The 26,480-nt window shown below is 70.9% G+C and carries 27 protein-coding genes; 22 read left to right on the forward strand and 5 right to left on the reverse strand.

The genetic code is table 11. From position 1 onward, the window contains the following. The first annotated feature begins 56 nt into the window (after positions 1–56). The 3 genes from AC5P1C_RS00995 (at position 57) to AC5P1C_RS01005 (ending at position 5,291) form a co-directional block, all read left to right on the forward strand. Positions 57–2,990 carry a glycoside hydrolase family 2 TIM barrel-domain containing protein gene (locus tag AC5P1C_RS00995; protein ID WP_493863695.1) on the forward strand — a complete coding sequence of 978 codons (2,934 nt, stop codon included), beginning with the start codon at positions 57–59 and terminating at the stop codon, positions 2,988–2,990. A 79-nt stretch (positions 2,991–3,069) separates the two neighbouring features. Then, the gene (locus tag AC5P1C_RS01000) at positions 3,070–4,455 is read left to right on the forward strand and encodes a hypothetical protein (protein ID WP_493863696.1); all 1,386 of its coding nucleotides are present in this window, start codon (positions 3,070–3,072) and stop codon (positions 4,453–4,455) included. 41 nt (positions 4,456–4,496) lie between these two features. Then, complete coding sequence (locus AC5P1C_RS01005; RefSeq protein WP_493863697.1) at positions 4,497–5,291, forward strand: hypothetical protein; 795 nt, start codon at positions 4,497–4,499, stop codon at positions 5,289–5,291. Here the strand turns inward: AC5P1C_RS01005 and AC5P1C_RS01010 are convergent. Beyond that, positions 5,265–5,699: an NUDIX hydrolase gene (locus tag AC5P1C_RS01010; RefSeq protein ID WP_493863698.1), complete on the reverse strand. Its 435-nt coding sequence runs from the start codon at positions 5,697–5,699 to the stop codon at positions 5,265–5,267. The two genes, AC5P1C_RS01005 and AC5P1C_RS01010, sit on opposite strands and share 27 nt — an antisense overlap. Positions 5,700–5,825: 126 nt before the next feature. On the opposite strand from AC5P1C_RS01010, the gene AC5P1C_RS01015 reads away from it, so the two are divergent. After that, positions 5,826–6,230: a VOC family protein gene (locus AC5P1C_RS01015; protein ID WP_493864016.1), complete on the forward strand. Its 405-nt coding sequence runs from the start codon at positions 5,826–5,828 to the stop codon at positions 6,228–6,230. Here AC5P1C_RS01015 and AC5P1C_RS01020 read toward each other — a convergent pair. Together AC5P1C_RS01020 and AC5P1C_RS01025 are read right to left on the reverse strand one after the other, a co-directional pair. Then, positions 6,213–6,998, reverse strand: coding sequence for a DUF6597 domain-containing transcriptional factor (locus tag AC5P1C_RS01020; protein ID WP_493863699.1), 786 nt, complete (start codon positions 6,996–6,998; stop codon positions 6,213–6,215). The two genes, AC5P1C_RS01015 and AC5P1C_RS01020, sit on opposite strands and share 18 nt — an antisense overlap. Before the next feature lie 25 nt (positions 6,999–7,023). Continuing rightward, entirely contained in the window at positions 7,024–7,959 is a 936-nt protein-coding gene (locus tag AC5P1C_RS01025; protein WP_493863700.1) for an AraC family transcriptional regulator, read from the reverse strand. 80 nt (positions 7,960–8,039) lie between these two features. Between AC5P1C_RS01025 and AC5P1C_RS01030 the strand changes: the two genes are divergently transcribed. Then, entirely contained in the window at positions 8,040–8,897 is an 858-nt protein-coding gene (locus tag AC5P1C_RS01030; protein ID WP_493863701.1) for an NmrA family NAD(P)-binding protein, read from the forward strand. 134 nt (positions 8,898–9,031) lie between these two features. On the opposite strand, the gene AC5P1C_RS01035 is transcribed toward AC5P1C_RS01030, so the two are convergent. Then, positions 9,032–10,165, reverse strand: a complete 1,134-nt coding sequence (locus AC5P1C_RS01035; RefSeq protein WP_493863702.1) for a YihY/virulence factor BrkB family protein — start codon at positions 10,163–10,165, stop codon at positions 9,032–9,034. Positions 10,166–10,182: 17 nt separating this feature from the next. Here AC5P1C_RS01035 and AC5P1C_RS01040 point away from each other — a divergent pair, with 17 nt between their 5' ends. The 17 genes from AC5P1C_RS01040 (at position 10,183) to AC5P1C_RS01120 (ending at position 25,443) form a co-directional block, all read left to right on the forward strand. Then, complete coding sequence (locus AC5P1C_RS01040) at positions 10,183–11,820, forward strand: acyl-CoA dehydrogenase family protein (RefSeq protein ID WP_493863703.1); 1,638 nt, start codon at positions 10,183–10,185, stop codon at positions 11,818–11,820. 259 nt (positions 11,821–12,079) lie between these two features. Further along, positions 12,080–13,372 (forward strand): GAF domain-containing protein, encoded by a 1,293-nt coding sequence (locus AC5P1C_RS01045; RefSeq protein WP_493863704.1) that lies wholly within the window; start codon positions 12,080–12,082, stop codon positions 13,370–13,372. Positions 13,373–13,519: 147 nt separating this feature from the next. Continuing rightward, a complete protein-coding gene (locus tag AC5P1C_RS01050) occupies positions 13,520–13,816 on the forward strand; it encodes a hypothetical protein (RefSeq protein WP_493863705.1) in 297 nt (98 codons plus the stop codon). Then, positions 13,743–14,306, forward strand: coding sequence for a GNAT family N-acetyltransferase (locus tag AC5P1C_RS01055; RefSeq protein ID WP_493863706.1), 564 nt, complete (start codon positions 13,743–13,745; stop codon positions 14,304–14,306). Before AC5P1C_RS01050 ends, AC5P1C_RS01055 begins: the two co-directional genes overlap by 74 nt. 183 nt (positions 14,307–14,489) lie before the next feature. Next, positions 14,490–14,573: a putative leader peptide gene (locus AC5P1C_RS01060; RefSeq protein ID WP_323178717.1), complete on the forward strand. Its 84-nt coding sequence runs from the start codon at positions 14,490–14,492 to the stop codon at positions 14,571–14,573. Positions 14,574–14,690: 117 nt separating this feature from the next. Beyond that, positions 14,691–16,388 carry a nitrite/sulfite reductase gene (locus AC5P1C_RS01065; protein ID WP_493863707.1) on the forward strand — a complete coding sequence of 566 codons (1,698 nt, stop codon included), beginning with the start codon at positions 14,691–14,693 and terminating at the stop codon, positions 16,386–16,388. Next, positions 16,385–16,564, forward strand: a complete 180-nt coding sequence (locus AC5P1C_RS01070; protein ID WP_493863708.1) for a hypothetical protein — start codon at positions 16,385–16,387, stop codon at positions 16,562–16,564. Before AC5P1C_RS01065 ends, AC5P1C_RS01070 begins: the two co-directional genes overlap by 4 nt. After that, positions 16,561–17,274: a phosphoadenylyl-sulfate reductase gene (locus AC5P1C_RS01075; RefSeq protein WP_493863709.1), complete on the forward strand. Its 714-nt coding sequence runs from the start codon at positions 16,561–16,563 to the stop codon at positions 17,272–17,274. Before AC5P1C_RS01070 ends, AC5P1C_RS01075 begins: the two co-directional genes overlap by 4 nt. Then, on the forward strand, positions 17,274–17,861 hold the full coding sequence (gene cysC / locus AC5P1C_RS01080; protein WP_493863710.1) for an adenylyl-sulfate kinase: 588 nt from the start codon (positions 17,274–17,276) through the stop codon (positions 17,859–17,861). Before AC5P1C_RS01075 ends, cysC begins: the two co-directional genes overlap by 1 nt. Continuing rightward, positions 17,858–18,796: a sulfate adenylyltransferase subunit CysD gene (gene cysD / locus AC5P1C_RS01085; RefSeq protein WP_493863711.1), complete on the forward strand. Its 939-nt coding sequence runs from the start codon at positions 17,858–17,860 to the stop codon at positions 18,794–18,796. Before cysC ends, cysD begins: the two co-directional genes overlap by 4 nt. A gap of 2 nt (positions 18,797–18,798) precedes the next feature. After that, positions 18,799–20,172, forward strand: a complete 1,374-nt coding sequence (locus AC5P1C_RS01090; protein WP_493863712.1) for a sulfate adenylyltransferase subunit 1 — start codon at positions 18,799–18,801, stop codon at positions 20,170–20,172. 230 nt (positions 20,173–20,402) lie between these two features. After that, positions 20,403–21,533 (forward strand): ABC transporter substrate-binding protein, encoded by a 1,131-nt coding sequence (locus AC5P1C_RS01095; RefSeq protein WP_493863713.1) that lies wholly within the window; start codon positions 20,403–20,405, stop codon positions 21,531–21,533. Between the two features lie 36 nt (positions 21,534–21,569). Continuing rightward, positions 21,570–22,361 (forward strand): ABC transporter ATP-binding protein, encoded by a 792-nt coding sequence (locus AC5P1C_RS01100; RefSeq protein WP_493863714.1) that lies wholly within the window; start codon positions 21,570–21,572, stop codon positions 22,359–22,361. Beyond that, positions 22,348–23,250: an ABC transporter permease gene (locus AC5P1C_RS01105; protein ID WP_493863715.1), complete on the forward strand. Its 903-nt coding sequence runs from the start codon at positions 22,348–22,350 to the stop codon at positions 23,248–23,250. The genes AC5P1C_RS01100 and AC5P1C_RS01105 overlap by 14 nt, the downstream gene beginning before the upstream one ends. A gap of 6 nt (positions 23,251–23,256) precedes the next feature. Continuing rightward, positions 23,257–24,018 (forward strand): sirohydrochlorin chelatase, encoded by a 762-nt coding sequence (locus AC5P1C_RS01110; RefSeq protein ID WP_493863716.1) that lies wholly within the window; start codon positions 23,257–23,259, stop codon positions 24,016–24,018. 11 nt (positions 24,019–24,029) lie between these two features. After that, a complete protein-coding gene (locus AC5P1C_RS01115) occupies positions 24,030–24,887 on the forward strand; it encodes an SCO6745 family protein (RefSeq protein ID WP_493863717.1) in 858 nt (285 codons plus the stop codon). A gap of 46 nt (positions 24,888–24,933) precedes the next feature. Beyond that, on the forward strand, positions 24,934–25,443 hold the full coding sequence (locus AC5P1C_RS01120) for a GNAT family N-acetyltransferase (RefSeq protein ID WP_493863718.1): 510 nt from the start codon (positions 24,934–24,936) through the stop codon (positions 25,441–25,443). Here the strand turns inward: AC5P1C_RS01120 and AC5P1C_RS01125 are convergent. Beyond that, entirely contained in the window at positions 25,436–26,467 is a 1,032-nt protein-coding gene (locus tag AC5P1C_RS01125; protein WP_493863719.1) for a ketopantoate reductase family protein, read from the reverse strand. The genes AC5P1C_RS01120 and AC5P1C_RS01125 overlap by 8 nt on opposite strands. Positions 26,468–26,480: the final 13 nt, after the last annotated feature.

Raw genomic sequence — 26,480 nt, forward strand, 5'->3', positions numbered from 1 at the left:
AACCCCCGCCGCGCGAGTGTTGTGACGTCCCACCTCCCCGCTGTCTGATGGAGGCCATGGAGCTTCCCTACTTTGAGGACGTATCCCCCGGCACCGGCAGCCTCCCGCCCCGCGCGTGGTACGCGCAGTCGGATGCCACATCCCTTTTCCTGAACGGCAGTTGGCGCTTCCGACTCTCCCCGACAGCCCACGCCGCCGACGACTCCTTCGCCTCGGACGGGTACGACGCCACGGCCTGGGACACCGTGGCGGTCCCCGGCCACTGGGTGCTGCAGGGGCACGGCGCGCCCATCTACACCAACATGGTCTATCCGTTCCCGGTCGACCCGCCGCGCGTACCCACCGAGAACCCGACCGGCGACCACCTGCGCACCTTCGACCTGCCGGCCGGCTGGCCCACGACGGGCGCCGCGACCCTGCGCTTCGACGGCGTCGAGTCCTGTGCACGCGTCTGGCTCAACGGCACGGAGCTCGGCGAGTTCAAGGGCTCGCGGCTTCCGCACGAGTTCACGGTCGGCCACCTCCTGAAGCCGTCGGGCAACGTCCTGGCGGTCCGCGTCCACCAGTGGTCGTCCGGTTCGTACCTGGAGGACCAGGACCAGTGGTGGCTGCCGGGCATCTTCCGGGACGTGACCCTCCTGCACCGCCCGGAGGGCTGCGCGCTCGACTTCTTCACGCACGCCTCGTACGACCATCGCGCGGGGACAGGGACGCTGCGCGTCGAATCGGACGTGGACGGCCGGGTCACCGTGCCCGAGCTGGGGATCGATGTCTCCACCGGCGAGTCCGTGACGGTGGCCGTGGATCCCTGGACCGCCGAGACGCCCCGCCTTTACGACGGGATCCTGGCCACGGCGGGCGAGCGCGTACCGCTGCGGATCGGCTTCCGCACGGTCGCCGTCGAGGACGGGGTCATCAAGGTCAACGGCCGCCGGATCCTGTTCCGCGGCGTGAACCGGCACGAGTTCCACCCGGAGACGGGCCGCGCGCTCGATCTCGCCACCATGCGCACCGACGTCCTGCTGATGAAGCAGCACAACATCAACGCGGTCCGCACCAGCCACTATCCGCCGCACCCCGCCTTCCTCGACCTCTGCGACGAACTGGGCCTGTGGGTCATCGACGAGTGCGACCTGGAGACCCACGGCTTCACCGAGCAGGGGTGGCGCGACAACCCCGTCGACGACGACCGCTGGACCCCGGCCCTCCTGGACCGCGCGGCCCGCATGGTCGAGCGCGACAAGAACCACGCCTCGGTGATCGTCTGGTCCCTGGGCAACGAGTGCGGGACGGGCCGCGGCCTGACCGCCATGGCCCGCTGGATCCGCGCGCGGGACGACGGCCGCCTCATCCACTACGAGGGCGACGCGTCCTGCGCGGACACCGACATGTACTCACGCATGTACGCCGACCACGCCGAGGTCGAGCGCATCGGCCGCCGCGAGGACATGGACGGCCCGAAGTCACGCCGCCAACTCCCCTTCATCCTCTGCGAGTACGGGCACGCGATGGGCAACGGACCGGGCGGCCTGAGCGAGTACCAGGAGCTGTTCGACGCGCATGAGCGCAATCAGGGCGGCTTCATCTGGGAGTGGATCGACCACGGCATCGAGCACCCGGAGTTCGGCTACGCCTACGGCGGCGACTTCGGCGAGGAGCTGCACGACGGGAACTTCGTCTGCGACGGCCTGGTCTTCCCCGACCGGCTGCCGTCGCCGGGGCTCGACGTATACAAGCGGGTCATCCAGCCGGTGCGCTTCGCGTACGACGCGGACGCGGGGACGGCCAGGATCACCAACCTGCACGACTTCGCGGACCTGTCCCATCTGTCCTTCGAGTGGACGTACGTCGGCGACCACGACGCGGTGTGCGAGGCGGGAGAGCTGGCCGTTCCGCCGGAGCTCGGACCCGGCGAATCCGTCGAACTGAAGCTGCCGGGCGCCCCGTCGGCCGGCCCTGACGTCGAGACCTTCCTGCATCTCACGGCGATGGTGGGCGTGAGGACCATGAACTGGACGAAGCTGGATCACGTGGTCGCGCGGGCCGCGTTCCCGGTCACTCCCCGTCCTGCCATCCGCCCTGCCGCGGGTGAACAGCCGCTGCCCGACGGGGACTTCATCACGCTCGGACCCGGCACGTTCGACGCCCGCACCGGCGAACTGCGCACCCTGCACGACATTCCCCTGACCAGCACCCCGCGCCTGGACATCTGGCGGGCCCCCACCGACAACGACAACGGGGCCTCCTGGCAGGGCGGACAGCGCAACGGCCTCGTGTGGCGCGAGCTCGGTCTGCACCGCATGCAACACCGCCTTGATGCCGTCGAGTTGACGGACGACACGCTCACCGTCCGCACCCGCGTAGCACCCGCCTCGCGCGAAATCGGCCTGCGTGCCGTCTACCGCTGGACGTCCGACGGAACCCAGTTGCGCCTCACGGTCTCCGTGGCGCCCGAGGGCGAGTGGACGGCGCCGCTGCCCCGGCTGGGCATCCGACTCGGGCTGCCCGCCGCGTACGGCTACGCGCACTGGTTCGGCGGCGGCAACGGCGAGGCGTACCCGGACACGGCGGCGGCCTCCGACATCGGCCACCACCGTATGCCGGTGGACCGGATGCAGACCCCGTACGTGCGCCCGCAGGAGAACGGCGCCCGTGCGGACGTCCGTTGGGCCGAGCTGCGGGCCGGATTCACCGGTGCGGGGGTGCGGGTGGTCGGCGATCCCGCCTTCTGGTTCACGGCGCGCCGCTGGACCAGCGAGCAACTGGACGCGGCCACGCACCGCACGGATCTCGTCCCCGGCGACACGGTGTGGGTCCATCTCGACCACGGGCAGCACGGCATCGGATCGCAGTCGTGCGGGCCCGGTGTGCTGCCGCAGTACGAACTCCACGCCGCCCCGGCGGAGTTCGCGTTCACCTTCTCGCACCGCGAGGCCACACCCGAGGAGGAGCCGCCGTCGATGCCTCCGCCGGGGCGAACCTCGCTCTGACCGGGGTTTTCCGGTGTCTCAGCACTAGACTGGACGTCATCGTCGAACCACGTGTCACCTTGGGGGGAGGGAGCACCCCTTGTCGCAACAGCGGCTCGGCCGCAACCCGCTTGGACCACCGGCCACCCCTCCTCCCGCGCCGGGCGACTCGCGCCCCAGCCGGTTCGTGGGCTGGCTCGGCGGCTTCGGGTGCGCCGCGGCGGGTTACGCGGTGTTCCAGTCCCTGGTGGGCGTGTTGCCGGACGCGATCGCCGGCGACACCGCCCGCTATGGAATCGCGGCGGTCAGCGGCATCGGCACGGGGGTCGCCGCCTGGCTGGCCGCCGCGCTGATCCGGGCCAGGGCGGACGCGGACGGCACGGCGGGCGCCCGGCTGCCTGCCCCCAGGGCGCCGCAGGCCGCCCCCGCCCCCGGCCCGTTCCCGCTGCTCGCCGCCGCCGCGTATGCCACGCTCACCAGGGAAATCGCCACCGTCGACACCACGGAGAGCGGCCGCCTCACCGGCTGGGCCCACGCCCTGGACGAGCAAACGCTGCCGGTGCGCCCCACGCCGACCGGCACGGGGTACGGACTGCACATCGTGCTCGAACTCGGCGTGCAGGACGGCAGGTTGAGGGCATCGGAGCTGGTGGACACCCTCTGGCGGCTGCGACTCGCGGACGGCGGCTGGGCCGCACGCTCGCAGGGGTCGACGGCCCGCCCCGAGGTGACCGCGCTGGTGCTGGGTGCCCTCGCGCGGGCCGGCGCGGATCCGGAGCGGCTCGCGCAGGAGGCGACGCGGTGCGCGGCACGCTTCACCGAGGCGATCGAGCCGTCGGGGCTCGGCAGGACCCATGTCGTGACGACCATGCTGCGCGGTCTGCTGCGCGCGGCGCCCGACTCCCCCGACCTGGCACGGCTGCGGGCCGAGCTGGTCGACCGCACGGTCACCGATCCGCTGCGTGAGCACCGGCGCTGCTGGGGCCCCGCCCTGCGCGCGCCGGTCACCCGGCCGTCGGCGGTGCACACCGCGCAGGCGGTGGTCGCCCTGGACCGCGCGGCCCGGGTGCTCGGCGAGGACAGCAACACCCGCGCCGCACGGGAGGACGGCATCCGCTGGCTGCTCGCCTGCCCGTCGCCCGAGCACGAGGACTGCGCCGACCTGCGCAACACCCAGGAGGAGGTGCGCCGCCCGCATCCGGTCGACTCCTGGCGCCAAGAGGTCCTCTCCGTACGGCACTTCACCGCCGCCTGGATGATGCGGGCGCTGCTCACGCCGGGCGCCTGGGAGATCGCTTCGGAGGAAGGCCGCGAGGACGCGTGGCACGCGCTGGTCGCCGGAGCGGTCCGCTCGGTGTGGCGCCAGCAGGACGACGGGATCTGGAACTGGGACGGGTTCGATCTCGGCCGCCCCCTGTGGATGACCTATCAAGGGCTTTCGGCGCTGCGCGCCCATGCCGTATGGATGTATCAGCCGGGTGGTTGATCCCCGGCGGCGCGCTCGCGACCGAGGGGGAGAGTGACCGCATGGGTGGTCGGCACGTGCACAGGGCCAGGCGCCTGCTCGAAGGGGCCCTGGACGCGGCGCTGCCGGAGGAGCAACTGGTGCGGGCGGCGCGCGCGGTCGTCGCCGAACTCGGCTCCCCCGACCGACTCTTCGACCTGGTGCGCGAACTGGCGACCGGTGTCGGGGCGCCATCGGGCTGCGCACTCCTGTCGTACCGCCATGTCCTCGGCTTCGACAAGCTGCTGCTCGTCGACGGCGGTCCGCGGCACATGCTGCGCGCCCACGTCTGGCACCCCGGCACGCGCGATGGGGGTCTCCCCCGCTCGAACGCGGTTGAGAGCTTGGGGAAGGGCCGCGAGGACATCCACAACCACCGCTCGCCACTTGCCTCTTACGTGGTGCGGGGCGCGCTCGGCATGGAGCTGTACGAGCCGCTGCGTGGCCCCGCGGACCCGGGCGAGAGCGGCATCGCGGCGTCCCGGTACCGGGAGTCCCTGTCGGACGTGGAGGGCCACTGGCTCCTGGAACCGGCGGGCCCGGCGCGGCTGCGGCTCACGCAGACCGCGGAGTACGGCGCGGGCAGCGGTTACGGACTGCCGTCGTACGCCCTGCACCGCGCGTGGTGCGCTTCGGCGGGGACGGCGGTGACCCTGTTCCTGGAGACGGGGGCGGGGCGGCGGCGGTACACGGACGTGTTCGCCGACCCGGCCGCCTCGGGCGCGGGTGGCCGCGCGGAAGCGATCGTCAAGCGCCCGATGGAGGTGACGGAGTATCTGGCGGAGCTGGAGTCACTGGCGAAGCTGCTCGTCCAGTGACCACGCCGCCTGGCGCACGATGTCCCGGTTGTAGTCGTCGATCTCGACCGAGCCGAGGTCGTCCGGGGGGAGCCACCGGTGGTCCTGGTCGGGGTGCGGCAGCGACACGTCGAGACTCAGCGGCCTGATCAGGAAGTTGTCCTGCCAGTTCTTGACCTCGTGCCCGCGGTAGTGGCTGACGAAGGACGACTCGCCGACCTTGCGGAGCACCTCGCCGCGCAGCCCGGTCTCTTCCTTCAGCTCCCGAAGGACGCCGTCCAGCGGACTCTCGCCGGGCTCGAGCTTCCCGCAGGGAACGCCCCACACCCGCGGCAGGAACCGCTCGGTCTCGCTGCGTCGCACCAGCAGCACACGCCCGCGGTGCACCACGACGGCAGCCGCCAGTCGGTTGTCACTCGGCAAGTCCATGGCATCCACCGTAGCGAGGATTCGCGGGCCGGGACAGTCGGCCGGGGCGGCTCCACTCCCCCGGCGTCCGTTTTCTTCAAGACGCGCGGGGGGCCGCTGCCTAGGCTGCGGAGCATGAACACGGACATCACACCCCGCTTCGACCTGGTCGGTCTCGTCGTCTCCGACATGGCCGCCACACTCGCCTTCTACCGCCGTCTCGGCCTGGAGTTCCCCGCGGGTTCCGAGGACCAGCCGCACGTCGAGGCGGCTCTCCCCGGCGGTCTGCGCATCGCGTTCGACACGGAGGAAACCATCCGCTCGTTCGTCGAGAACTGGGAGCCGCCGCAGAGCTCGGGCCGCATCGGTCTCGCGTTCCACTGCGAGACGCCCGCGGGCGTCGACGCCGCGTACGAGGAGCTGGTCGGCGCCGGCTACCACGGTGAACTCAAGCCGTGGGACGCCTTCTGGGGCCAGCGGTACGCCTCCGTACTCGACCCGGATGGGAACGGCGTCGACCTCTTCGCCCCGCTGTCAGGCCCGGCCGCTTAGCCCGGCCACTTGGCCCGACTGCCTGGTCCGACTGCCTGGTCCGGCTGCCTGGTCCGGCCGCTGACCGAGCAGTTCGCTCAGCGGCATACCCGCCAACTCCTTGACGTCACGGGCCAGATGGGCCTGGTCGGAGAAGCCCGCGACGACCGCGGTCTCCGCGTACGCCAGGCCTCCCCTGGCCAGGGCGAGCGCGCGCTGCAGCCGCAGGACACGGGCCAGCGTCTTGGGACCGTAGCCGAACGCGGCGAGTGAACGCCGGTGCAGGAGACGGGCGTTGACGCCCGCCTCCTCGGCGGTCGCCGCGATGCTGCGCCCCGCGTCCAGGGCCTCGACGACGTGCGCGAGCAGCGGGTCGGGCGGCTCCGCAGCGCCCGCGCGCGCCAGCGCGACGGACTCCAGCACGGCCGCCGGATCGCGGGCCGCGTCCATGCGTTCGGTCAGGCGGCGGGCCTCGGCGGACGGCCACAGATCGGCGAGGTCGACGCGCCGGTCGCGGAGTTCGTGCGCGGGCACGCCGAGGAAGGCGGGGGCGGTGCCGGGGTAGAAACGGATGCCCACGTACCGGGCGGCGACCTCCGGTTCCGGGCTGTACGCGCGGGTGTCGGGGCCCGCGACCATGAGCCTTCCGCCGGTCCACAGCAGGTCCATGCACCCGTCGGGCAGGACCGGGTAGACGGGGCCGGCCGCACCGCCGCTTGTGCGGGTCCACAGGACCGCGCCCGCGACACGGGACGGCCGCTCCGCGTACTCGACAGTCTCGTACGACACGCCTTCAGGCTACGCCGCTCAGGTGCTATGCCGCCCGTGAGCGGTGCTCCTGCGGGCTGACCCCGTACACCCGCTTGAAGGCGCTGGACAGGGCGAACGCACTGCCGTACCCGACGCGGCGCGCGATCGCGGCGATGGTCTGCTCGCTGTCCCGCAGCAGGTCGGCGGCGAGCGCGAGCCGCCAGCCCGTCAGGTACGCCATCGGCGGCTCGCCCACGAGTTCGGTGAACCGCCGGGCGAGCGCGGCCCGCGACACCCCCGCCTTCGCGGCGAGCGCGGCGATCGTCCAGGGGTGCGCGGGGTCGTCCTGGAGCAGCCGGATCGCCTGTCCGACGACGGGGTCCCCCATCGCCCGGTACCAGGCGGGCGCCTCGGCCTCCGGCCGCGAGAACCAAGCCCTCAGCGAGGCGATCATCAGCAGGTCGAGCAGCCGGTCGAGCACGACCTCCTGCCCCGGCTCGTCCTTGGCGATCTCGTCGGCGAGCAGCGGGGTGAGCGGGCAGTCCCACACCTCGGTCGGCAGGATCAGGAGCGGGGGCAGGGCGTCGAGGAGCCGCCCGGTGATCTCGCCGCGCGCCTGATAGGACCCGATCAGCATTTCCGCGGCGCCGTCGAGCGATTCGCCCCAGGTGCGCAGGCCGAGATCCTTGTACTGCTCTTTGGGGGTGCCGACGAGGGACACACACCGTTCTCCGGGGAGGATCTCGGCGCGCGGCGGCGTGTCCGGGGCGTCGGCGACGGTGTAGTGGTCGGGGCCGCGCGCGACGGCGACGTCTCCGGGGCGGATCAGCTGGGGCTCGGCGTGGTCGGGCACGATCCAGGCGGTGCCGCGCACCATGATCATGATCGAGAGGGGTGCCTCGTCCGCGATGCGGACGGACCAGGGCGGGTCGAAGCACGCGCGGATCATGAAGGCGCCGCGTGCGCGCGGGCCCTCCAGCAAGCCTGCGAGTACGTCCATGTCCGAAGCGTAGACGCACGCGTATGAGGGTGAGTCCCTGGCGGATGGCTCCTTGTGGCGCGGGCCAGTTCACTGAAGTCATGACAGAGAACGCGCTCAACGCGCAGAGCACTCAGATCATGACGGTGCTGGTCACCGGCGCGACCGGCAAGACCGGCCGCCGGGTCGTGGAGGCCGCCGAGGCGGCGGGCCACACGGTGCGGGCCGCTTCGCGCTCGGGTGCGGTGCGGTTCGACTGGTACGACCCCTCGACGTGGGACGACGCGCTGCGGGGCGCGGACGCCGCGTACCTCGCCTACCAGCCCGACGTCGGCGCGCCCGGAGCGGGCGAGACGGTGGGTGCGCTGGCCCGCCGCGCGGTGGAACTGGGGGTGCGGCGCCTGGTGCTCCTCTCCGCACGGGGCGAGGACCAGGCGGAGCCGACCGAGCGGGCGGTGCGGGAGTCCGGGGCGGAGTGGGCGGTGGTGCGGGCGAGTTGGTTCGCCCAGAACCTGAGCGAGGGGCCGCTCCTGGAGGGGATGCGGGCCGGGGAGCTGGTGTTCCCCGGCGGTGAGGTGCTCGAACCCTTCATCGACACGCGGGACATCGCGGATGTGGTGCTGGCGGTGCTTCGCCCTGGCTCGGGCTACGCGGGGCGGGTTCTGGAGATCTCGGGGCCGCGGCTCCTGTCGTTCCGCGACGCGGTGGCCGAGGTGTCGGTGGCTGCGGGGCGGGAGATCAGGTATGTCCCCGTCTCGGCGAGGGAGTACGGGGGTGCTCTCGCCGAGTACGGGGTTCCCGCGGAGGAGGCGGAGTTCCTGATCGAGCTCTTCGAGACGAACTTGGACGGCCGCAACGCGCGTCTCTCCGAGGGGGTGCGGGAGGTCCTGGGGCGCGCGCCTCGTGACTTCGCCGATTTTGCTCGGGAGCAGGCGGAGGCGGGCGTCTGGAAAGCATGAATCCTCCCCGACCCCGCCCCTTCCCGAAACTGGGGCTCCGCCCCAGACCCCGGTCCTCGATCGCCGGAACGGGCTGAAAGATTCAGCCCGGTTTCCGGGAAGGGGTGGGATGGGGGAGCCCGCAGGGCCCGCCCCTACTCCGCCGGTGGCTCCCCGTTCTTCTTCACGTGCGTCCGCAGCCGCGACGAAACATCGTCCGGCGGCAGGAACCGCGACCACCGCTCGGGGAACTCGGACGGCATGTCCGGGTCGTCCGGATCCGCCGAAGCCTCCCGCGCAGCCGCCGCCCGCGCCACCACCTCAACCGCCCGTGCCTCCCGGATCCGGTCGTTGGCCGCACGCGCGGCGGCCGTCGCGACGGAAGGCCACACCCGGTCGATCGCGGCGTTCACCGCGGCGCCCACCAGAACCGCGAACGCCGACACACCGATCCACAGCAGCACGGCCACCGGCGCCGCCAACGAACCGTAGATCGTGGGTCCTTCGACCGTGCTCGTCAGGTAGATCCGGAGCAGGAAGCTGCCCAGGACCCACATCCCGAGGGCGATCAGCGCGCCCGGCATGTCCTCCACCCAGGGCGAACGCACCGGCACCGACACGTGGTACAGCGTCGTCAGGAACACCACCGAGAGCAGCGTCACCACCGGCCAGTACAGGACCTGCACCACCGTCGTGGAGCCGGGCACCAGATTCACCACCGCGTCCGGACCCGCCACCATCAGCGGCAGGGCCACCGAGCCGATCAGCAGCGCCACGATGAACAGGCCGAACGCGAGCAGCCGGGTCTTGACGATGCCGCGGGCGCCGTCCAGGCCGTACATGACCGTGATCGTGTCGATGAAGACGTTCACGGCACGCGAGCCCGACCACAGGGCGAAGAGGAAGCCGATCGAGATCACGTCGGGCCTGCCCACCCGCATGACGTCCTCCAGTATCGGCTGCGCGATCTGGCTGACGCCCTTGTCGGAGAGGACCGTGCGGGACGCCTCCAGGATGTTGTTCTCGACGCTGGCGATCGTGTTCGCGCCGGTCCACCGGTCCACGTACGCGAGCAGACCGATCAGGCTCAGGAGCAACGGCGGTACCGACAGGAGGGTGAAGAACGCGGCCTCGGCCGCGAGCCCCAGGATGCGGTATTCCACGCATGAGTTGACCGTGTCTTTGAGCAGCAGCCAGGCAGTCCTGCGCTTGGAGACGTTGCTGTAGAGAGCGCGGGCCCGGTTCCAGCGGCCCGACGGCCTTCCGGGAGTTTCATTTGCCTGGTGCACCTCCTTACCGTAGCGGCATGGCAGCCAGCACCCACACAGTGACCAACCAGGCTCCGCCCCTGGTGGGATACGACGTCTTTTCGTCCGACCGGGCTCTCACAGAGGCAGTCGAACGGCATCTCGATCCCGCCCTTCTCAGTACCGCTCGCGAGCAACTCTCCCAACTCGGGCGCACCGCCGGGTCGGCGCAGGCGCGGGAATGGGGGTTCCTCGCCAATGAGAATCCGCCCGTTCTGCACACCCATGACCGCTATGGGAATCGCGTCGACGAAGTCGCCTTCCATCCCGCGTGGCACCGGCTGCTCGGCAAGGCGGTGTCGTCCGGTCTGACCACCGCCTGGTCGCGGCCCGGCGGTCATCTGCGGCGCGCGGCCGGGTTCCTGGTGTGGACGCAGGTCGAGGCGGGGCACGGCTGCCCGCTGTCGATGACCCACGCGGCGGTGCCCGCGCTGCGGACCGATCCCGCGCTCGCCGCCGAATGGGAGCCCCGGCTCACTTCTCTCGTCTACGACGAAGGTCTGCGGCCCGCGCCCCAGAAGGCGGGAGCTCTCTTCGGGATGGCCATGACGGAGAAACAGGGCGGAAGTGATGTGCGCGCGAATACGACGCGTGCGCGGGCCCTCGCGGAAGACGGGACCTATGAACTCACGGGGCACAAATGGTTCTGTTCCGCACCCATGTCCGATGCCTTTCTCGTGCTCGGGCAGACCGACGCGGGACTCACCTGCTTTCTCGTGCCCCGGGTGCTCGACGATGGAACGCGGAACGCCTTCGCCATTCAGCGCCTGAAGGACAAACTGGGCAATAGGTCGAACGCGTCCAGCGAGGTCGAGTTCGACGGGACGTGGGCGCGCCGGGTCGGCGACGAAGGGCGCGGGGTGCGCACCATCATCGAGATGGTGGCGGCCACGCGGCTGGACTGTGTGGTGGGCTCGGCGGCGATCATGCGGCAGGCCGTCGCGCAGGCCGTGCACCACGCCACGTACCGCGAGGCGTTCGGCGGCAAGCTCGTCGACAAGCCGCTCATGCGCAACGTACTGGCGGACCTTGCCCTGGAGTCGGAGGCGGCCACGACGCTGGCGCTGCGGCTCGCGGCGGCGTACGACGACGGGAGCGAGCAGGAGCGGGCGTTCCTGCGGATCGCGGTGCCGGCCGCGAAGTACTGGGTGACGAAGCGCTGCACGCCGCTCGTGGTGGAGGCCTCGGAGGTGCTCGGCGGCAACGGCTACGTCGAGGAGTCGGGGATGCCCCGGCTGCTGCGCGAGTCGCCGCTCAACTCGATCTGGGAGGGCTCGGGGAACGTACAGGCGCTTGACGTGCTGCGTGCGTTGCAGCGGGAGCCGCAGGCGCTGAACGCCTTCCTCCAGGAGGTCGGCCTCGCACGCGGCGCCGATCACCGTCTGGACGGCGCGATCAAGGGGATGCTCACCGAACTGGCCGATCTGGACGGCATCGAGGCGCGGGCCCGCCGGCTCGTGGAGCGGATGGCGCTGGTGCTCCAGGGTTCGCTGCTCGTGCGGTACGCGCCCCCGGAGGTGGCCGACGCGTTCTGTGCGTCACGGCTCGGCGGTGACTGGGGCTCGGCGTTCGGGACGCTGCCGCACAGCCTGGATCTGGCCGCCGTGGTGGAGCGGGCCGCTCCCGGCGGCGACTGAGCGCCTGCGCGACCGGATGAAGTCGCGGGGGTGATGCTGCGCCGACACGGCACCACCCCCGCTTTCAAGCCCCGTTGAGGAGCGTGAACGCCGCGCGAGCGGCGTTGGCCTCATCTTCGACCGGCGCACGGCTGTTCGCGAGAGTTGCAGACCGTTGCAAGTCATCCGTTTATCACTGAACTAATACCCTCGCAGGCGGCGAGGGGGCACGATGGGTAGATGCCACGACGCACTGGCTCTGCTCCGGAAGGACCCAGTGATGAACGCGACTTCGACGATCAACCTCGCGAGGATCTCCACCATGGACTGCACGCAGGCCGCGCGACTGCTCGCAAGTGTCCGTCAGGCGGCACTCGCCGGAGAGCAGCCGCGCATGCTGCCACGCCCGGTGATCGAGGAGTCGTGGGGGCGCATGCTGCTCGACGGGGTCGATCCGGACCGCGACTTCCGCTCCAGGCTGCTCAGCATCGAGGAGCTGGAGGAGCGCCGCCGCGCGTCGCCGCTGATGGAGATCATGCCGGTGCTGCGGGACGCGCTCGTCTCGGTGGCGGACGCGGCGCACCACATCATGGTCGTCTGTGACGCGGAGGGCCGGGTCCTGTGGCGCGAGGGCGAATCCTCGGTGCTGCGCAAGGCGGACTCACTCGGCTTCGAACTGGGCGCGGACTGGGCCGAGAGCACCGTCGGCACGAACGGCATAGGCACACCGCTCGTCGTGCGCCGCCCGGTGCAGGTGTTCTCCGCCGAGCACTTCGTGGAGACGCATCACGCGTGGACGTGCACGGGCGCCCCCATCACCGACCCGCGTGACGGCCGCCTCCTCGGCGTGGTCGACATCAGCGGACCGCTGAGCACGATGCATCCGGCGACGCTCGCCCTGGTCGACTCGGTGGCCAAGCTCGCGGAGGCCCGGCTTCGGGAGAACCATCTGCGGGCGCTCGACCGGCTGCGCTCGGTGGCGGCGCCCGTTCTCGCCCGCCTCGCGGGGCGCGCCGTCGCGGTGGACTCCCACGGGTGGACGGCGGCGGTCACGGGCATGCCGCCGACGGACCGGATATCCCTGCCCAAGTCCCTTTCCGCGGGCCACATCTGGCTCTCCTCGCTCGGGACGTGTGCCGTGGAGCCGCTGCCCGGCGGCTGGCTGCTGCGCGTCGAGGATGACCCGAAGCCGCTGGCCGCGACCCGCGTCGTCCTGGACGTGAGCGCGCCGCGCCGCTGGTCGGTCACCGTCGAGGGCGGCGGCACGGGCGGCTGGACGCATGAACTGAGCCCGCGCCACGCGGAGTTGCTCTACCTCCTGAGCACGCATCCCAAGGGGCGCAGCGCGTCGGGCCTCGCCGAGGACATGTTCGGCGACCCGGCACGCACGGTGACGGTGCGCGCGGAACTCTCCCGGGTCCGGCGCTACTTGGGCGGGCTCCTGGCCCACCGCCCCTACCGCTTCCCCGAGGACGTGGACGTGGAGGTGATCCTGCCCGAGCACCCGGCCAACCTGCTGCCGCACTCGACGGCGCCCGCGGTGCGCGAGGCCCGGAGCAGACCGGAGCGTTGAGTCGCGCTACGCCGCTGCCGCGATCGCCCGGACGGGTTCGTACGCGATGAGTACGTCCTCCGGATTCCGTACGCCCTCCAGCGCGGCGGCGGCCTGGGCGAGGACGGCCGCTTCGGCCGCCACGAGCTGGACATCATCGCCCCGGCCGTGGCCGACCTCCGCGCCGCGGGCCTCGACGTGACGGGCCCGTTCCCTTCGGACACGATCTTCCTGCGCGCACGGTCGGGCGAAGCGGAGCCGCGCCAGGCAAGGGTGGCGGACCGGAACCTCACACCCCTTGAGCAGGCGGGCCACGGCACGAGTGACCCCGCTCCGCATCGGCGCGGCCCCGCCTTGGCCGTCGCCCCCGCCCCATGGTTCTCTGACCTGCATGAGCCTCACCGTCACCACCTGGTCCCTGGAGCAGACCGCTCCCACCGATCTACTGCCCGCCGCCGCCCCTGAGGGCGACGACGTACGGATCGTCCGGGCCGAGATCCCCTCCCCCGAGTTCAGCCGCTTCCTCTATGCCTCCGTCGGCGGCGACATCCGCTGGACGGACCGGTTGTCCCTCTCTTACGCGCAGTGGCAGGAGGAGCTGGGGAAGCCGGGCGTCGAGACCTGGGTCGCGTACGACAAGGGGACGCCCGCCGGGTATGTGGAGCTGGCGGCGCAGGAGGGCGGTGTCGTCGAGGTCGTGTACTTCGGGCTCATCCCCGCCTTCCGGGGGCGGCGGATCGGCGGGCATCTGCTCTCGTACGGGGTGCGGCGGGCCTGGGACCTCGCCGAGCGGTGGCCCGAGCTCACCCCGACCAAGCGGGTCTGGCTGCACACCTGCTCCAAGGACGGCGAGCACGCGATGGACAATTACCTGCGGCGGGGCTTCAAGCTGTTCGACACGAAGGTCGAGCAGGAGCCGGACGTTCCGACCCCGGGGCCCTGGCAGGGGGCCTAGCGTTCCGCGCGGGGGCTGCCTTCTTCGGCCGCGGGTCCGTCGTGGCTGGTCGCGCGGTTCCCCGCGCCCCTTCGGGGCCCGAAGCAAGTGACCGACACCACACCGTCTCGTATAGCGAGACCACTCAGTCCACATTTTGGATAATGGTGGACTGGGCCGAAAGTCCCGTGACACGCTTCCGTCATGGATCGCACTGGAATTGCCTTGGTGAGTCGACGTCACGTCGATCTCTGCCGCATGTCCAGCGCCATGTGTCCGGCGAGCTGACAGCACCAGCGCCGACGACTCCCCCTGCTTGACCATCCCCTTGCGCACCGCCGCGCCCCTAGCGCGAAGTGTGCAGGTCAGAGCCGCCCTCAGCCCGCCTTGAAGGACGTATTAGCCATGGCTGCCACCCCTGAAAAACCCACGACTGCCGCGCCCCGGCGCAAAGCGAGCCGTCACCGTGGTGAGGGCCAGTGGGCCGTAGGCCACTTCACGCCGCTCAATGGCAACGAACAGTTCAAGAAGGACGACGACGGTCTCAATGTGCGGACACGCATTGAGACGATCTACTCCAAGCGTGGGTTCGACTCCATCGACCCGAACGATCTTCGTGGACGTATGCGCTGGTGGGGGCTCTACACCCAGCGCCGGCAGGGGATCGACGGCGGCAAGACCGCCATCCTGGAGCCCGAAGAACTCGACGACGAATACTTCATGCTGCGCGTGCGCATCGACGGCGGGCGGCTCACCACCGAGCAGCTGCGCGTCATCGGCGAGATCTCGCAGGAGTTCGCGCGCGGCACCGCCGATCTCACCGACCGGCAGAACGTCCAGTACCACTGGATCCGCATCGAGGACGTCCCCGCGATCTGGGAGCGGCTCGAAGCCGTGGGGCTCTCCACGACCGAGGCCTGCGGTGACACGCCCCGCGTCATCCTCGGCTCGCCCGTCGCCGGTGTCGCCGAGAACGAGATCATCGACGGCTCCCCCGCCATCGACGAGATCCAGCGCCGCTTCATCGGCAACCCGGAGTTCTCGAACCTGCCGCGCAAGTTCAAGACGGCGATCTCGGGTTCCCCTCAGCTCGATGTCGCGCACGAGATCAACGACGTCGCCTTCGTCGGCGTCAACCACCCCGAGCACGGCCCCGGCTTCGACCTCTGGGTCGGCGGCGGCCTCTCCACCAACCCGAAGCTGGGCGTGCGGCTCGGCGCCTGGGTGCCGCTCGACGAGGTGCCGGACGTGTACGGCGGTGTCATCGGCATCTTCCGTGACTACGGCTACCGGCGCCTGCGCAACCGCGCCCGCCTGAAGTTCCTCGTCGCCGACTGGGGGCCGGAGAAGTTCCGGCAGATCCTGGAGGACGAGTATCTCGAGCGGAAGCTCGTCGACGGGCCCGCGCCCGAGCAGCCGTCCGGCGCCTGGCGCGACCACTTGGGCGTGCACAAGCAGAACGACGGCCTCTTCTACGTCGGCTTCGCCCCCCGCGTGGGCCGCGTGGACGGCGCGACGCTCACGAAGATTGCCGACGTCGCCGCGGCCCACGGCTCGGGCCGCCTTCGCACCACCGCCGAGCAGAAGATGATCGTGCTCGACGTGGCGGAGGCTCAGGTCGAGTCCCTCGTCGCCGGGCTCGAAGCCCTCGACCTGCGGGTCAATCCCTCCCCCTTCCGGCGCGGCACCATGGCCTGCACCGGCATCGAGTTCTGCAAGCTGGCCATTGTCGAGACCAAGGCGCGCGGCGCCTCGCTGATCGACGAACTGGAGCGCCGCATCCCGGAGTTCGACCAGCCGATCACCATCAACATCAACGGCTGCCCGAACGCCTGCGCCCGCATCCAGGTCGCCGACATCGGCCTGAAGGGGCAGTTGGTCCTGGACGGCGACGGCAATCAGGTCGAGGGCTTCCAGGTGCACCTGGGCGGCGCGCTCGGCCTGGAGGCCGGGTTCGGCCGCAAGGTCCGTGGCCTGAAGGTCACTTCGGCCGAGCTGCCCGACTACGTGGAGCGCGTCCTCAAGCGCTTCGAGGAGGAGCGCGCGGACGACGAGCGCTTCGCCACCTGGGTCGCCCGCGCCAGCGAGGAGGCGCTGTCATGAGTGAACGTGCCGCGCCCTTCTACTGCCCCTACTGCGGTGACGAGGACCTGCGTCCCAACGAGACCGGTCACGGCGCGTGGGAATGCGCCGCGTGCAATCGGGCCTTCCAGTTGAAGTTCCTTGGGCTGCTCGCCCAGGGAGTTCAGCGCAACGGCGGTGGAGGGGAAGAGATATGACGGCCGTTCAGGCTCAAGGACAGCGTACCGACGAGGAATTGAAGGCTCTCGCCGAGCAGGCGGGGCGCGACCTGGAGGACGCATCGGCCCTGGAGATCCTGCAGTGGGCCGTCGACACTTTCGGTGAGCGCTTCTGCGTGACCTCCTCCATGGAGGACGCCGTCGTCGCCCACCTCGCCTCGCGCGCCCGCCCCGGCGTCGACGTCGTGTTCCTCGACACCGGCTACCACTTCCCGGAGACCATCGGCACCCGTGACGCCGTCGCCGCCGTGATGGACGTCAACGTCATCACGCTCACGCCGCGGCAGAGCGTCGCCGAGCAGGACGCCGAGTTCGGCGCCAAGCTGCACGACCGCAACCCCGACCTGTGCTGCGCCATGCGGAAGGTCAAGCCCCTTGAGGAGGGACTGACTTCGTACGCCGCGTGGGCGACGGGACTGCGCCGCGACGAGTCGCCGACCCGGGCGAACACCCCGGTCGTCGGCTGGGACGAGAAGCGCCGCAAGGTCAAGATCTCGCCGATCGCCCGCTGGACGCAGGACGACGTGGACGCCTACGTCTCCGAGCACGGCGTCCTCACCAACCCCCTCCTCATGGACGGCTACGGCTCCGTGGGCTGCGCCCCCTGCACCCGCCGCCTTCTGGAGGGCGAGGACGCGCGCGCCGGACGCTGGTCGGGCAACGCCAAGACCGAGTGCGGGATCCATTGATGACAGAGCCGCAGAGCGTGACAGAGCCTCGACACGTATCGGAGAAGCACGTGACCACCGGAGCCACCATCTGGCTCACGGGTCTGCCCAGCGCGGGCAAGACCACCATCGCCCACGAACTCGCGGGCAAGCTCGGCGAGGACGGCCACCGCGTCGAGGTGCTCGACGGCGACGAGATCCGCGAGTTCCTCTCGGCGGGCCTCGGCTTCAGCCGCGAGGACCGGCACACGAACGTGCAGCGCATCGGCTTCGTCGCCGAACTGCTCGCGCGCAACGGCGTAAAGGTCCTGGTGCCGGTGATCGCACCCTTCGCCGACAGCCGTGAGGCGGTGCGGGGGCGCCACCAGACGGCCGGCACGCCCTACCTGGAGGTCCATGTGGCCACGCCGGTGGAGGTCTGCTCCGTACGCGACGTGAAGGGTCTGTACGCCAAGCAGGCGGCCGGCGAGATCTCCGGGCTCACGGGGGTCGACGACCCGTACGAGGCACCCGAGTCACCCGATCTGCGCATCGAGTCCCAGGACCAGACCGTGCAGGAGTCCGCGGCGGCCTTGCGCGCGCTGCTCATCGAAAGGGGTCTGGCATGACGACCACCGTGGCCACCGTGACCGAGGGGACGGACAGCCCGTACGCGCTGTCCCACCTGGACGCCCTCGAGTCCGAGGCAGTGCACATCTTCCGCGAGGTGGCGGGTGAGTTCGAGCGGCCGGTGATCCTCTTCTCCGGCGGCAAGGACTCGATCCTCATGCTGCACCTGGCGCTGAAGGCGTTCGCCCCGGCGGCGATCCCCTTCTCGCTGCTGCACGTGGACACCGGGCACAACTTCCCCGAGGTCCTGGAGTACCGCGACCGCGTGGTCGCCGAGCACGGCCTGCGGCTGCATGTCGCCTCCGTGCAGGAGTACATCGACGCGGGCAAGCTGCGCGAGCGCCCGGACGGGACGCGCAACCCGCTCCAGACCGTGCCGCTGACCGAAAAGATCCAGAGCGAGAAGTTCGACGCGGTCTTCGGCGGCGGACGACGGGACGAGGAGAAGGCCCGCGCCAAGGAGCGCGTCTTCTCCCTGCGGGACGAGTTCTCGCAGTGGGACCCGCGCCGCCAGCGCCCCGAGCTGTGGCAGCTCTACAACGGCCGCCATGCGCCCGGAGAGCACGTCCGCGTGTTCCCGCTGTCCAACTGGACCGAGCTGGACGTGTGGCAGTACATCGCCCGCGAAGGCATCGCACTGCCGCAGATCTACTTCGCGCACGAGCGTGACGTGTTCGCGCGCTCCGGCATGTGGCTGACCGCCGGTGAGTGGGGCGGGCCGAAGGACGACGAGACGGTCGAGAAGCGGCTCGTCCGCTACCGCACCGTCGGCGACATGTCCTGCACCGGCGCCGTCGACTCCGACGCCACCACGCTGGACGCCGTCATCGCCGAGATCGCCGCTTCGCGGCTGACCGAGCGCGGCGCGACGAGGGCCGACGACAAGCTCTCCGAGGCCGCCATGGAAGACCGCAAGCGCGAGGGGTACTTCTAACCATGACCAGCACCACCGAACCCGACAAGGCGCAGCCGCTCTCCACGGAGCAGCTGTCGGCCACCACCCTGCTGCGGTTCGCCACCGCGGGCTCCGTCGACGACGGCAAGTCCACCCTCGTGGGACGCCTTCTGCACGACTCCAAGTCGGTCCTCACCGACCAGCTCGAGGCCGTGGAGCGCGTGTCGCTCGGCCGTGGCCAGGAGGCGCCCGACCTGGCGCTGCTCACCGACGGTCTGCGGGCCGAGCGCGAGCAGGGCATCACCATCGATGTCGCCTACCGCTACTTCGCCACCGCCCAGCGCCGGTTCATCCTCGCCGACACCCCGGGCCACGTGCAGTACACCCGGAACATGGTCACCGGCGCCTCGACGGCCGACCTCGCCGTGGTCCTGGTCGACGCCCGCAACGGCGTCATCGAGCAGACCCGCCGCCACGCCGCCGTCGCCGCGCTCCTGCGCGTCCCGCACGTGGTGCTCGCCGTGAACAAGATGGACCTCGTCGACTACGAGGAGACGGTCTTCGCGAGGATCGCCGAGGAATTCACCGCGTACGCCAGCGAGTTGGGCGTCCCGGAGATCACCGCGATCCCCATCTCGGCGCTCGCCGGCGACAATGTCGTCGAGCCGTCCTCGAACATGGACTGGTACGGCGGCCCGACCGTCCTGGAACACCTGGAGACGGTCCCGGTCAGCCACGACCTGACCTCCTGCCACGCGCGTCTGCCCGTCCAGTACGTGATCCGCCCGCAGACCGCCGAGCACCCCGACTACCGCGGCTACGCGGGACAGATCGCGGCGGGCACCTTCCGGGTCGGCGAGTCCGTGACCGTGCTGCCCTCGGGCAAGACGTCGAAGATCGCCGGGATCGACCTCCTCGGCAAGTCCGTGGACGTGGCGTGGACGCCGCAGTCCGTGACGCTGCTCCTGGAGAGCGACATCGACATCGCGCGCGGCGACCTGATCGTGCCGAGCGGTGACCAGCCGGGGACCTCGCAGGACCTCACGGCGACGGTCTGCCACGTCGCGGACACCGCGCTTGCCGTCGGCCAGCGGGTGCTGCTCAAGCACACCACCCGCACGGTCAAGGCGATCGTCAAGGACATCCCCTCGCGACTCACCCTGGACGACCTCTCCCAGCACCCGGAGCCGGGGCAGCTGGTGGCCAACGACATCGGCCGCGTCGTGATCCGCACCGCGGAGCCGATCGCCGTCGACGCGTACGCCGCCTCGCGCCGCACCGGTTCGTTCCTCCTGATCGACCCGGCGGACGGCACGACGCTCGCGGCGGGCATGGCGGGCGACGCGTTCGCCGAGACCGTCGAGACGGTCGAAGAGGCCAAGAAGGCGGCGGACGACGAGGGTTGGGACTTCTGACCATGACCTCGATCGACTATTTCTCGACCTTCGCGAAGGAGGGCGGCCGCGTCGGCAGCGGCGCCCTCGGCAGCGGGCAGGGCGGAGTCGGGCGATGTGCGTAATGACGTACGCGCACCGCATGCGCGCCCACACCCCCCGCGAGTTCCACCTGCGAAGACGAAAACCTGCCGATCTCCCGGCCACGCCCTGACGGTGTGACCGCCGGGCCAACGAGAGGACCACCTCCCGTGCCTGCCAGCTTCCGCACTCCACGCACGACCGGCGGCCGCCCCGCCCTCGCCGCCGTCGCCGCCCTGCCGCTGATCGCCGTGGTACTGACCTCCTGCGGTTACGGATCCGCCGCTGAGGACAAGAACGACAAGGCCGAGGTGGCCGCGGGTGCGAAGAGGATCGAGGGCCTGGACGAGGTGAAGATCGGGTACTTCCCGAACCTCACGCACGCCACCGCCCTTGTCGGCGACCAGGAGGGCCTGTTCCAGAAGGAACTGGGCGCGACGAAGGCGAAGTACACGCAGTTCAACGCGGGTCCATCGGAGATCGAGGCACTGAACTCGAAGTCGATCGACATCGGCTGGATCGGCCCGTCGCCCGCGATCAACGGCTACACCAAGTCCCAGGGCGAGAACCTGCGCATCATCGGCGGCTCGGCGTCCGGTGGCGTGAAGCTCGTGGTCAACCCGGACAAGATCAAGTCCCTGGACGACGTCAAGGGCAAGAAGATCGCGACGCCGCAGCTCGGCAACACCCAGGACGTGGCCTTCCTCAACTGGATCAAGGAAAAGGGCTGGAAGGTCGACGCGGAGAGCGGCAAGGGCGACGTCTCGGTGGTCCGCACCGACAACAAGATCACCCCGGACGCCTACAGGTCCGGCTCGATCGACGGTGCCTGGGTGCCGGAGCCGACCGCGTCGAAGCTGGTCGCCGAGGGCGGCAAGGCGATCCTCGACGAGGCCGACCTGTGGCCGGACAAGAAGTTCGTGATCACGAACATCATCGTGTCGCAGTCGTTCCTCAAGGAGCACCCGAAGGTCGTCGAGGCCGTCCTGCGCGGTTCGGTGAAGACCAACCAGTGGATCAAGGACAACCCCGGCAAGGCAAAGGCGTCCGCGAACGCCGCCCTCAAGGAGGCGTCCGGCAAGGAGCTGCCCGCCGAGGTCATCGACCCGGCGTGGAAGTCCATCCAGACCACGGACGACCCGCTGGCCGCCACGCTCGACTCCGAGGCGAAGCACGCGGTCAAGGCCGGCCTCCTGGACCAGCCGAACCTCAAGGGCATCTACGACCTGAAGCCGCTGAACAAGGTCCTCAAGGGCGAGGGCAGGCCCGCCGTCGACGACGCCGGTCTCGGCGTCAAGTAACCCCGGAATCAGACCAGTTCCCAGGAGGTGACGACCATGGCGACCACGACCCTCGCCAAGGCGGCGGAGGACATCATCGCCGCCCCGCACGCAGCCCGGATCGAGCACGTCTCGAAGTCCTTCTCCACGCCCGCCGGGCAGCAGCTCGTCCTGGACGACATCACGCTCGATGTCGCTCCGGGTGAGTTCGTCACCCTCCTGGGAGCCTCGGGCTGCGGCAAGTCGACGCTGCTCAACCTGGTGGCCGGGCTCGACAAGCCGTCCGCGGGCGACATCGCCACCGACGGCCGCCCCGCCCTGATGTTCCAGGAGCACGCGCTGTTCCCGTGGCTGACCGCGGGCAAGAACATCGAGCTCGCCCTGAAGCTGCGCGGCGTCGCGAAGGCCGAGCGGCGCGAACGGGCCGAGGAACTCCTGGGTCTCGTACGGCTCCAAGGGGCGTACGGAAAGCGGGTGCACGAGCTGTCCGGCGGCATGCGCCAGCGGGTGGCGCTGGCCCGCGCGCTCGCGCAGGACGCCAAGATCCTGCTGATGGACGAGCCGTTCGCCGCGCTCGACGCGATCACGCGTGACGTCCTGCACGACGAGCTGACCCGCATCTGGCGCGAGACGAACGTCTCCGTCCTCTTCGTCACGCACAACGTGCGCGAGGCCGTGCGCCTCGCCGAGCGCGTCGTGCTCCTCTCGTCGCGTCCGGGCCGGGTGGCGCACGAGTGGCGTGTCGACATCCCCCACCCGCGCCGCATCGAGGACTCCGCCGTGGCGGAACTGTCCGTCGAGATCACCGAACAACTGCGTGGGGAGATCCGCCGACATGGCCAGCACTGACACTCCGGTCGACAAGGCCGAGAGGGACAGCAGCCAGGACCTGGCAGGTCTGGAGGCGGGCCTGGACGCCCTGGACGCGGTCCAGACCCGGCGCATCCCCTTCCGCCAGACCTTCGTCCAGAAGATCCTGCCGCCGGTGACCGCCATCGTGCTGGTGCTCGTGGTGTGGCAGGTCCTGGTGTGGGCGAAGGTCACCGACTCCTACAAGCTGCCGGCGCCCTCCGCCGTCTGGGACGAGGTGGAGGAAGCCTGGCTGCAGGGCACGCTCCTTGAGTACATCTGGACGTCCGTGTCGCGCGGGCTGCTCGGCTTCCTGATGGCGCTCGCCATCGGTACGCCGCTGGGTCTGATCGTGGCCCGGGTGCGGTTCATCAGGGCCGCGATCGGCCCCATCCTCTCGGGCCTGCAGTCGCTGCCGTCGGTGGCATGGGTGCCGCCCGCCGTGATCTGGCTGGGTCTCAACGACCAGATGATGTTCGCGGTGATCCTGCTCGGCGCGGTGCCCTCGATCGCCAACGGCCTGGTCGCGGGCGTCGACCAGGTGCCCCCGCTGTTCCTGCGGGCCGGCCGCACGCTGGGCGCGACGGGGCTGCGTCACACCTGGCACATCGTCATGCCCGCCGCGCTGCCCGGCTATCTGGCGGGCCTGAAGCAGGGCTGGGCATTCTCCTGGCGTTCCCTGATGGCCGCGGAGATCATCGCGCAGTCGCCGGATCTGGGCATGGGCCTCGGCCAGCTCCTGGAGGCGGGCCGTACGAACAGCAGCATGTCGCAGGTGTTCTTCGCGATCCTCCTCATCCTGATCGTCGGCATCGCCATCGACCTGCTGATCTTCAGCCCCCTTGAGCGGCGCGTGCTGCGCAGCCGCGGACTCCTCGTGAGGAGCTGACCCACCATGTACCCCCGTCCCGTCCTCTTCGTCGTCGCCCACGGCAGCCGCGACCCGCGGCATGCCGCGACGGTGCGCGCCCTGGTGCGGCGGGTGCGGGAGCAGCGGCCGGGGCTGCGGGTGGAGACGGGGTTCCTGGACTTCAACTCGCCCTCGGTCCCCGAGGTCCTCGAGTCCCTGGACGCCGAGGGGATACGCGACGTGATCGCCCTCCCCCTGCTCCTCACCCGGGCGTTCCACGCGAAGTCGGACATCCCGGCGGTCCTGGGCCAGGCGCCGCCCCGCCTCCGCATCCGCCAGGCGCCGGTGCTCGGCCCGTCGCCCCTGCTCCTGACCGCTCTGGACCAGCGGCTGTACGAGGCGGGGCTCACCCCCGCCGACAAGTCCTCGACCGGGGTCGTGCTGGCCTCGGCGGGGTCATCGGACCCGGAGGCGATCGCAGTGATCGCTGAAATCGCGCGGGAGTGGCGGCACACCGGTTGGTGCGCCGTGCGGCCTGCGTTCGCCTCCGCATCTCTGCCCCGTACGGAGGATGCCGTACGGGAACTGCGCGATCTGGGGGTGCGCAGGGTGGCGGTGGCGCCGTACGTCATCGCGCCCGGTTTCCTGCCGGACCGCATCGCGCGGGGCGCCGCCGAAGCGGACGTCACGGCCCAAGTACTCGGCGCGTCCGCCGGGTTGGCACGGCTGCTGCTGCGGCGCTACGACGAGGCGCGCGCCGAGTCCGGTGCGGTCGGGCGGGTGGCGCGGGTTCCCGTGCTGGCCTAGCTTGTGGGTTCATGACCCTCACCAGATCCCGCACGCTGTGGCTGCGGACCGAGCCCCTGCACGCAGTGGTCTACTTCGAGGAGCGCTGCCGCGATCTGGGCAGGGCGCTGGGCCTCAAGGGCTTCTGGATGGGCTATTTCGCCGCCCGTACGGCACCCATGGGCCCGGTCGAGTCGGGCCCCGCGACAGCAGCGCTCGGTGTCTTCGCCCCCGGGATGGTGGCGCAGGCGCTCCCCGCCGCCTGGCAGTACGTGTCGCCGGGCCGGATCGTGGAGGAGCGCGCCGGCTACACGGCGCGAGCCCTGCGCGCGCTGATCCCGGGCATCGACGACCAGGCCAGCGCCCTGTGCCCGCCCCTCGCGGCGATGGTCGGGGACGCCCCGTCGCTGGCCCGCCCGCTGTTCACGGCCAACCGTGACGTGAGCGAGCGGACCGACCCGGTTGAGCGGCTGTGGCAACTGGTCACCTGTGTGCGCGAGTTCAGGGGCGATGCGCATGTCGCCGCGCTCGCCGACCACGGCCTGGACGCCTGCGAGGCGCTGGTGCTCGCCGCCGCGACGGGCCGCGTGGACCCGGACACCATCCGGCACGACCGGGGATGGTCCGAACAGGACTGGGCGCACGCGGTGGACCGGCTGCGCGGGCGCGGCCTCGTGGACGGGGAAGGGCACATCACGGAGCGCGGTCGCACGGAGCGGGAGTCGATCGAGGACGCCACGGACCGCCTGTCGGCGCGCCTCCTTCGCCCGCTCGCCGCGCGGGACGCGGACACGCTCCTGGTGGCCCTCGAGCGTCCGGTGCGGCATGTCCTTGCGGCGGCCATCATCCCCTTCCCCAACCCGATCGGGCTTCCGCGGCCCACGAGTTAGTCAAGCGGGTTGCCGAAGTACGGCTCCTGCCCCTACCGTCACGCCGATGACCCCCGTACTCCGCTCCGAGCGTCTGCACCTGTCCCCCTACGTCGCCGCCGACGAGGAACAGTTCGTCTCGCTCCTCCAGGACGAGGCCGTGGGGCGCTGGTTCGGGGACGGGATGCAGAGCGTGGAGCAGACCCATGCGCTGTTCCGCCGGATCTTCGGCCTCGTGTACGCGGAGAACCAGTTCCCGGTCTGGGCGGTCAGGCACGAGGGGCGCTACATAGGCCACGCGGAGATAAAGCCGTCGCCGGAGAGCTGGCTGGACGGCCACGAGATCGTCTACGGCCTCTTCCGGGGCAGCTGGGGCATGGGCCTGGGCACGGAACTGGCCCGCCTGCTCACCTCGTACGGCCATGAGACCTTGGCCCTGTCCGAGGTGCACGCGACGGTGGACGCGGAGAACACCGCGTCCCTCACGGTCCTCAAGCGCCTCGGTTTCACGCAGGGCCGCGCGGTCGCGGAGGACAACGGCCGCACCACGCTCCTGATGACCTCGGTGCTCAGCTGACGGCCGCCCCCGAGGCCCTCTCGCCCGCTCGCGCCACAAGGCCGAGCAGTTCGGTCACCGACATCGAGCCCGCGTCGCGCCGCTCCCGTGCGAACGCGTTCGCCACGCCCTGCAGGGCATCGTTCACCGGTGTCGGCACCCCGTGCAGGCGGCCGAGCAACGCGATCTCGCCGTTGAGGTAGTCCGCCTCGATGGAGCCGGTGCCCCGGCTCAGGCTCTGCCAGGACGAGCCGCCGCCGCGTTCCGAACCGTCGAAGGGCTCGAAGCGGATGTGGTCGCCCCGTGTCTCCTTCTGCTCCCGCTCGCTCGCCGCCGCGATCCCGGCGGCGGCTAGCACGGCCTCGCCCTCCGCTCGGGCCTGCCGGTAGAGCGCGATGGCCTCGGGGTCGGCGAGCACGCCCGTGACGGCCTCGATGGAGTTGGCCAGGTTGGCGAGCAGCTTCCCGTACTTCCAGCGCATCACGTCCGCCACGACGGGCGAGAGCAGCCTGGACTTCTCCAGGTCGGCGGAGACGAGGCGGGCTGTGTCGTCCGTGCCCCGCGGGTAGCGGCCGATGTGCAGGATGCCGGTGTAGGGGGCACCCGCCGCGGAGACGTGGCCCGGCTCGACGTGGGTCGCGGGCAGCCAGACGCACATCCCGTACACCCGCCGGAAGCGGCGCAGCGCGATGCGCTCGCTCTCCACGCCGTTCTGCGCGCAGATCAGCGGGAGCACCTCGCCCGCCGTGCCGCCGCCCGCGACGGGGCGCCCGCTCCAGGCGTCGAGCGCGGCCCGGCAGTCCTGTGTCTTCACGGCGAGGAACAGCACGTCGTCCGCCCGCAACTCGCCGAGTTCGGCGGGCCCTTGGACGACGGGCAGTCGGTGGGTCGCCGTCCCGTCGGGTGTCTTGACCCGAAGGCCGCCCTCCCGCACCGCCTCGTAGTGCGCACCTCGCGCGACGAGGACCACGTCGTGTCCGCTCTCGGCGAGGCGTCCACCCACGGTGCCGCCGATCGCCCCTGCCCCGATGATGATGTAGCGCATGGATCCGAGCCTC

The sequence above is a fragment of the Streptomyces sp. A18 genome (assembly GCF_059026065.1).

Coding starts and splice junctions, on each gene's coding strand:
- AC5P1C_RS01060 (WP_323178717.1), top strand. CDS start 14,490: ATGGATCGCACTGGAATTGCCTTGGTGAGTCGACGTCACGTCGATCTC.
- AC5P1C_RS01070 (WP_493863708.1), top strand. CDS start 16,385: ATGAGTGAACGTGCCGCGCCCTTCTACTGCCCCTACTGCGGTGACGAG.
- AC5P1C_RS01125 (WP_493863719.1), bottom strand. CDS start 26,467: ATGCGCTACATCATCATCGGGGCAGGGGCGATCGGCGGCACCGTGGGT.
- AC5P1C_RS01110 (WP_493863716.1), top strand. CDS start 23,257: ATGTACCCCCGTCCCGTCCTCTTCGTCGTCGCCCACGGCAGCCGCGAC.
- cysC (WP_493863710.1), top strand. CDS start 17,274: ATGACAGAGCCGCAGAGCGTGACAGAGCCTCGACACGTATCGGAGAAG.
- AC5P1C_RS01030 (WP_493863701.1), top strand. CDS start 8,040: ATGACAGAGAACGCGCTCAACGCGCAGAGCACTCAGATCATGACGGTG.
- AC5P1C_RS01010 (WP_493863698.1), bottom strand. CDS start 5,699: ATGGACTTGCCGAGTGACAACCGACTGGCGGCTGCCGTCGTGGTGCAC.
- AC5P1C_RS01005 (WP_493863697.1), top strand. CDS start 4,497: ATGGGTGGTCGGCACGTGCACAGGGCCAGGCGCCTGCTCGAAGGGGCC.
- AC5P1C_RS01055 (WP_493863706.1), top strand. CDS start 13,743: ATGAGCCTCACCGTCACCACCTGGTCCCTGGAGCAGACCGCTCCCACC.
- AC5P1C_RS01090 (WP_493863712.1), top strand. CDS start 18,799: ATGACCAGCACCACCGAACCCGACAAGGCGCAGCCGCTCTCCACGGAG.
- AC5P1C_RS01065 (WP_493863707.1), top strand. CDS start 14,691: ATGGCTGCCACCCCTGAAAAACCCACGACTGCCGCGCCCCGGCGCAAA.
- AC5P1C_RS01040 (WP_493863703.1), top strand. CDS start 10,183: ATGGCAGCCAGCACCCACACAGTGACCAACCAGGCTCCGCCCCTGGTG.
- AC5P1C_RS01115 (WP_493863717.1), top strand. CDS start 24,030: ATGACCCTCACCAGATCCCGCACGCTGTGGCTGCGGACCGAGCCCCTG.
- AC5P1C_RS01120 (WP_493863718.1), top strand. CDS start 24,934: ATGACCCCCGTACTCCGCTCCGAGCGTCTGCACCTGTCCCCCTACGTC.
- AC5P1C_RS01025 (WP_493863700.1), bottom strand. CDS start 7,959: ATGGACGTACTCGCAGGCTTGCTGGAGGGCCCGCGCGCACGCGGCGCC.
- AC5P1C_RS01105 (WP_493863715.1), top strand. CDS start 22,348: ATGGCCAGCACTGACACTCCGGTCGACAAGGCCGAGAGGGACAGCAGC.
- AC5P1C_RS01075 (WP_493863709.1), top strand. CDS start 16,561: ATGACGGCCGTTCAGGCTCAAGGACAGCGTACCGACGAGGAATTGAAG.
- AC5P1C_RS00995 (WP_493863695.1), top strand. CDS start 57: ATGGAGCTTCCCTACTTTGAGGACGTATCCCCCGGCACCGGCAGCCTC.
- AC5P1C_RS01100 (WP_493863714.1), top strand. CDS start 21,570: ATGGCGACCACGACCCTCGCCAAGGCGGCGGAGGACATCATCGCCGCC.
- AC5P1C_RS01045 (WP_493863704.1), top strand. CDS start 12,080: ATGAACGCGACTTCGACGATCAACCTCGCGAGGATCTCCACCATGGAC.
- cysD (WP_493863711.1), top strand. CDS start 17,858: ATGACGACCACCGTGGCCACCGTGACCGAGGGGACGGACAGCCCGTAC.